This window comes from Rhodovulum sp. (assembly GCF_011048875.1).
GTDB lineage: Bacteria > Pseudomonadota > Alphaproteobacteria > Rhodobacterales > Rhodobacteraceae > Rhodovulum > Rhodovulum tesquicola.
Map to the genome: position 1 here is coordinate 1 of NZ_DSDD01000032.1, position 6,192 is coordinate 6,192.

Annotated in this window: 7 protein-coding genes; 5 read left to right on the plus strand and 2 right to left on the minus strand. The window is 68.4% G+C overall.

All coding sequences use genetic code 11. From position 1 onward, the window contains the following. Both ENN83_RS01200 and mazG read right to left on the minus strand, forming a co-directional pair. Window positions 1-910: Fe(3+) ABC transporter substrate-binding protein (locus ENN83_RS01200; protein WP_287183118.1), on the minus strand; the 910-nt coding region annotated here is incomplete at its 3' end. A 125-nt stretch (window positions 911-1,035) separates the two neighbouring features. Then, window positions 1,036-1,863, minus strand: coding sequence for a nucleoside triphosphate pyrophosphohydrolase (gene mazG, locus ENN83_RS01205; RefSeq protein ID WP_287183102.1), 828 nt, complete (start codon window positions 1,861-1,863; stop codon window positions 1,036-1,038). A 116-nt stretch (window positions 1,864-1,979) separates the two neighbouring features. Here mazG and speB point away from each other — a divergent pair, with 116 nt between their 5' ends. The 5 genes from speB (at window position 1,980) to ENN83_RS01230 (ending at window position 6,184) form a co-directional block, all read left to right on the plus strand. Further along, complete coding sequence (speB, locus tag ENN83_RS01210) at window positions 1,980-2,960, plus strand: agmatinase (protein WP_287183105.1); 981 nt, start codon at window positions 1,980-1,982, stop codon at window positions 2,958-2,960. Further along, on the plus strand, window positions 2,957-3,427 hold the full coding sequence (locus ENN83_RS01215; RefSeq protein WP_287183107.1) for a DUF1499 domain-containing protein: 471 nt from the start codon (window positions 2,957-2,959) through the stop codon (window positions 3,425-3,427). The genes speB and ENN83_RS01215 overlap by 4 nt, the downstream gene beginning before the upstream one ends. Window positions 3,428-3,457: 30 nt before the next feature. Continuing rightward, a complete protein-coding gene (gene prfA / locus ENN83_RS01220; RefSeq protein WP_287183110.1) occupies window positions 3,458-4,510 on the plus strand; it encodes a peptide chain release factor 1 in 1,053 nt (350 codons plus the stop codon). Then, window positions 4,507-5,343, plus strand: coding sequence for a peptide chain release factor N(5)-glutamine methyltransferase (prmC, locus tag ENN83_RS01225; protein ID WP_287183113.1), 837 nt, complete (start codon window positions 4,507-4,509; stop codon window positions 5,341-5,343). Before prfA ends, prmC begins: the two co-directional genes overlap by 4 nt. 253 nt (window positions 5,344-5,596) lie before the next feature. Next, window positions 5,597-6,184: a DUF4167 domain-containing protein gene (locus tag ENN83_RS01230; protein ID WP_287183115.1), complete on the plus strand. Its 588-nt coding sequence runs from the start codon at window positions 5,597-5,599 to the stop codon at window positions 6,182-6,184. Window positions 6,185-6,192: the final 8 nt, after the last annotated feature.

Below are 6,192 nucleotides of genomic sequence, written 5' to 3' on the forward strand. Positions count from 1 at the left end.
CGTCGGGCGTGAACGCGCCCCAGCTTGCCACCAGGTCCGACGGCTGCGCGCCGGGGGCGACGGGGTATTCGTTGTTCACCTCGGCATAGATTTGCTGCGCTTCGGGCGAGGCGAGGAATTCCATGAATTTCAACGCCTCGTCCCGGTTCGGCGCCGCCTTTGTCATCGCCACGCCCGAGACGTTCACATGGGTGCCGCCATTCTCGAAGGTCGGGAACAGCACGTTGACCGCATTCGCCCAGTCCTTCTGTTCCGGGTCGGCGATCATCCGGCCCATGTAATAGGTGTTGCCGAGGCTGATGTCGCATTGCCCGGCCCAGATCGCCTTGACCTGCGCACGGTCATTGCCCTCGGGCTTGCGGGCAAGGTTGGCCTTGACGCCTTCCAGCCATGTCCTGGCGGCCTCTTCGCCGTGGTGGTGGATCACCGCCGACAACAGGGCGAGGTTGTAGTCATGCGTGCCCGACCGGGTGCAGATCCGCCCCTTCCATTTCGGATCGGCCAGATCCTCGTAGGTGGTCACCTCGGACGGATCGACACGGTCCTTGGACGCATAGACGATCCGCGCCCGGGTGGTCACGCCGAACCAGTGGTTGTCGGGGTCGCGAAAGGCGTCGGGGATACCGGCGGCCAGCGCTTCGCTCTCGACGGCCTGCGTCACACCTGCGGCGACCGCCTCGGACAGCCGCGCGATATCGACGGTCAGGATGATGTCGGCCGGGCTGCGCGCGCCCTCGGCCTGAAGCCGTTCGACCAGACCCTTGTCCAGAAAGGCCACATTGGTCGCGATCCCGGTCTTGGCGGTAAAGGCGTCCAGCAGCGGCTGGATCAGTTCGGGCTGGCGGTAGGAATAGATGTTCACGTCGGCCTGGGCGGCCGGGGCCAGAATGGCGGCGGCCACGCTGGCCATCAGGGCGGTGCGGAAAGTCACGGAATCTCCTGTCCTTTGGCGGATCCTGTGCTTCGGTTAAATCCGACAAAAAATGTCAGGTCAATACATGATCGTTTCTGTCGGGTAACGGGGCCGCCCGCCGCTCAGGACGCCCGCTCGGCCGCCTTCGCCGCCTCCCACAGCGCATCCATTTCGGCCAGATCCGAGTCCTCGGGCCGCTTGCCCCTTTCCCGAAGTGTGGCCTCCACCGCATTGAACCGACGCGTGAATTTCGCATTCGTCGCGCGCAGCGCCTCTTCGGGGTCGAGCTTCAGGTGGCGCGCCAGATTGGCCATGGCGAACAGCATGTCGCCGAATTCTTCGAACACCTCGGCCTCGGTCATCGTGGCCCGCGCCTCGGCCAGTTCGTGGGCCTCCTCGACGATCTTGTCGACGACCTGGCCGATCTCGGGCCAGTCGAATCCCACCCGTGCCGCGCGCTTTTGCAACTTGACCGCGCGGGTCAGCGCGGGCAGGGCCAGCGCCACGTCGTCCAGCACCCCATGCGCGGCCTTCCGCGCGCGCTCGGCCGCCTTGATCGCCTCCCAGTCGCGGGTCTGCTGCTCGGCGGTCTTGTCGCGGCTTTCGTCGCCGAAGACATGGGGGTGGCGCGCCACCATCTTGTCGGCAATCGCATTGACCACCGAGTCGAAGTCGAACAGCCCCGCCTCGGCGCCGATCTGGGCGTGATAGACCGTCTGCAACAGCAGATCGCCCAGCTCGCCCTCCAGCTCGTCCCATGCCTCGCGGGCGATGGCGTCGGCGACCTCATAGGCTTCCTCGATCGTGTAGGGGGCAATCGACGCGAAATCCTGCTCGATATCCCAGGGACAGCCCGTCCGGGGGTCGCGCAACCGGCGCATGATCTCGATCAGCCGGGGCATGCCGCCCTTGGGGTCATGGACCAGGGCATCGGATTCGTCGGGGCTCATCGGCAATCTCCGGCTGGGGGCGTGTGCAGGGAGTTGGGCAAATGCGCGCCCGGATGTAAAGGCAGGGCTGGCAAGGGGCGCGCAGGGCGGTATCGTGGCCCCCGAACGGAGGCGACATGGCACTCGAAGACGCGAAACGGCAGGTGGACACCGCGATCACGCGGCAGGGTCACCGGGGGCTGTCCTATGAAAACGCCTTTGGCGGCGTGACCTCGTTCCTGCGGCGCACGCTGACCAAGGATCTGGCGGGGGTCGATCTGGCGGTGACCGGCATCCCCTTCGATCAGGCGGTGACGAACCGGCCCGGCACCCGGCTGGGCCCGCGCGCGATCCGCGAGGCCAGCGCGCTTCAGGCCTGCGACGCGCCCTATGGCTGGGGCTTCAACCCGATGGAGGCGTTCGACATCGTCGATTACGGCGATCTGGCCTTCGATTATGCGACCGTGGCGGAGTTTCCGGCGGTGCTTCAGGCCCATGTCGCGGGGATCCTCGATGCGGGCGCGGCCTGCATCGCGCTGGGAGGCGATCATTCGATCTCGCTGCCGATCCTGCGCGCCCATGCCGTCCGCCACGGGGCCCTGGCGCTGGTCCAGTTCGACGCCCATTCCGACACCTGGGAGGATGGCGGCCCGCAGCGGATCGACCACGGCACGATGTTCCGCAAGGCGGTGCGCGAGGGGCTGATCGACCCCGCGCGCTCGGTTCAGGTGGGCATCCGCACCGACAATCCCGACCCGATGGGGATCACGGTGATCGACGCGCCCTTCGTCCATGACAACGGCCCGGCCGCGACGGTCGCCCGCATCCGTCAGGTGGTGGGGGACGTACCCGCCTATGTCAGCTTCGACATCGACGCGCTGGACCCGGCCTTCGCGCCCGGCACCGGCACGCCGGTCTGGGGCGGGCTGACCAGTGCACAGGCCGCGGCGATGCTGCGCGGGCTGGCCGGCCTGAACATGGTCGGCGGCGACGTGGTCGAGGTCTCGCCGCCCTTCGACCCCTCGGGCATCACGGCGGTCGCAGGGGCGCATGTGGCGGTCGAACTGATCTGCCTCTGGGGCTGGAGCAGACGTAAGGACAACGGAGCAGGCCAATGAAAATCCTCATGTATCTCGCTGTCATGCTGATGCTGACCTCGGCTGCGGGTGCGGTCTATTTCCGCAAGGTTGCGGACGATCCGGGCGTCTGGCATGTCGATCCGCTGACCGCCGAGAAACCGGGCACCCCCAACGCGATCCTCGTCCGTCCCGAGGGCGGCGACCGCACCGCGCCTGCCTATGCCGTCAGCCCCGAGGCGCTGGCCCGCGCGATTGACGCCGTCGCGCTGGCCGAGCCGAACACAAGCCGCATCGCGGGCAGCCCCGAGGAGTTGTGGATGACCTATGTCCAGCGCTCGCGGATCATGGGCTTTCCCGACTACATCTCGATCAAGGCCCTGCCCAAGGACGATGGCGCGACCTGGGCGGCGTTCTCGCGCTCGCGTTACGGGCAGTCCGATCTGGGCGTGAACGCGGCACGGCTGGCCCGCTGGCAAGAGCAGTTGCGCGCCCGGCTCGGGTCTTGACCGCGCCCCGGCTTCGGGCGACAGAGCGGCATGGTTCCTCGCGAAAAACTCGACCAGATCACCCGCCGCTTCGAATTCCTCGAAGCCCGCCTTGCCGAAGGGGCGCGGGGGGACTTCGCGCAGGTGGGCCGCGAATATGCCGAGCTGAAGCCGGTGGCCGAGCAGATCGCCGCCTATCTGCACCTCATGGACGAGATCGCCCAGGCCGAGGCGATGCTGTCCGACCCCGAGATGCGCGCGCTGGCCGAGGACGAAATGCCCGCGCTGCGCGCCCGCCTGCCCGATATGGAACAGGCCCTGCGCCTGGCGCTGCTGCCGAAGGACGCCGCCGACGCCCGCCCCGCCATCATCGAGATTCGCCCCGGAACGGGGGGCGAAGAGGCCGCGCTGTTCGCCGGTGACCTGCTCAGGATGTATCAGCGTTACGCCGAGGCGAAGGGCTGGAAATTCACCATCCTCGAGGAGTCCCAGACCGAACTGGGCGGCATCAAGGAAGTGGTCGCCAATGTGCAGGGCGAGGGGGTCTTTGCCCGGCTGAAATACGAATCGGGCGTCCACCGCGTTCAGCGCGTGCCCGAGACGGAATCGGGCGGGCGCATTCATACTTCGGCCGCCACCGTCGCCGTCCTGCCCGAGGCCGAGGAGGTCGATATCGACATTCCCGCCACCGAGATCCGCATCGACACGATGCGCGCCAGCGGGGCAGGCGGCCAGCACGTCAACACCACCGATTCCGCGGTGCGGATCACCCACCTGCCTACCGGCATCGTGGTCACGTCCTCGGAAAAGTCCCAGCACCACAACCGCGCCATCGCCATGGCGGTGCTGCGCGCGCGGCTTTACGACATGGAACGCCAGAAGGCCGCGGACGAACGCGCCGCGACGCGGAAATCGCAGGTCGGCTCGGGCGACCGGTCCGAACGCATCCGCACCTACAATTTCCCGCAGGGCCGGATGACCGACCACCGGATCAACCTGACGCTCTACCGGCTGGACCAGATCATGGCGGGCGATCTGGACGAGGTGATCGACGCGCTGATCGCCGACGACCAGGCCAGCCTTCTGGCCGAGATGGAGGGATGACCGGGCAGCAGGCGCTGGCCGCGGCGATCCCGCGTCTGGCAGCGGCAGGCGTTCCCGATGCCCCCCGCGATGCGCGCCGCCTGCTGGCGCACGCGCTGGGGATCGCGCCGGGGCGGCTGACGCTGGTGCTGCCCGATCCGCTGCCGCCCGAGGCCGCCGCCCGGTTCGAGGCGTCGGTCGCGCGCCGCGCCGCCCGCGAACCCGTCTCGCACATCACCGGGATCCGCGCCTTCTATGGCCGCGATTTCCGGGTCTGCCCCGACGTGCTGGACCCCCGCCCCGAAACCGAAACGCTGATCGCCGCGGCGCTGGCCGCGCCCTTTGGCCGCGTGCTTGACCTTGGCACCGGCTCGGGCTGCATATTGCTGACCCTGCTGGCCGAGCGCCCTGATTCCAAAGGTATCGGCGCAGATATTTCCGAACCCGCCCTCGCCGTCGCGCGCGACAATGCCCGGGCGCTGGGCATCGAACGCGCCGCGTTCCTGCAGGCCGACTGGTTCCGGGGCATTTCCGGGCGGTTCGACCTGATCGTGTCGAACCCGCCCTATATCGCGGCCTCGGAAATGCCCGGCCTCGCCCCCGAACTGGCCCATGAACCGCGGGGTGCCCTGACCGACGCGGGCGACGGGCTGTCCGCCTACCGGGCCATCGCCGCCGGGGCGGCGGCGCATCTGGCGCCCGGCGGCCGGCTGATCGTCGAGATCGGCCCGACGCAGGGACAGGCGGTCCGCGCCCTTCTGTCCGCCGCGGGTCTTGAAATCCTCGCCCTCCATCCCGATCTCGATGGGCGTGACCGTGCGGTCGAGGCCCGCGCCGCGGCACCGGGGGCGTGACGGAACAGACGTTGCGTGCCGCGCGCATTCCTCGCCAAAAAGGCGCATTTTGTGTAGATTTCCCTTGTCAGCGCGCTTGTGGCGTGCTTACTCGGGGCGCGCAGATACGGGACGCGGGAGCGAGCCGTTCGGCGCTCCCGCACTGCACAAGCCAGACACAGGTCGGCAGACAGGACACGGACGAGGCCAAGGCGCCCGCGCGGCGCTGCACCCGCCCGATCACGCCAATACAAGGCTGGAAACCAGTAATCGCATGAGACCATCCAAGTCACGTTCGCGCTCCAAGTCGAACCGTCAGCGCTCGATGGGCAATATTGTCAACCGGGTCTTCGACAGTTCCGGGCCCGAGGGCAAGGTCCGCGGCACGCCGCAGCAGATCATCGAGAAATACAACCAGCTTGCCCGTGATGCGCAGCTCTCGAATGACCGCGTCGCGGCCGAGAACTTCCAGCAGCATGCCGAGCATTACACAAGGCTTTTGAGCGAGGCGATACGCGAGCAGGACGCCCGCCGCGAGCAGCACGAGGCCCAGCAGGGCCGCGAGCGTGGCCGCGACGATCGCGCCGACGACCGCCCCGAGGGCGAGCAGCAGCCCCGCCGCGACACCACGGTCCACGAGACCGGCCAGCGCATGGCCGAGATGGCCGAGGTGATCGACCTCGACGACACTGATGGCGAAAGCACCCTTGTCGAGACCCCCGAGGAACGCCCCGCCAACGCCTCCGGGGCGACCGAGGAACGTCCGGCAGAGAAACCGCGCCGGGCCCGCCGTCCCCGGGCACCCAAGCCCCGCGAGGAAGGCGACAGCCCGGACCAGGCGCAGGCGCGCGCGGCCGAATAGGCCGCTAG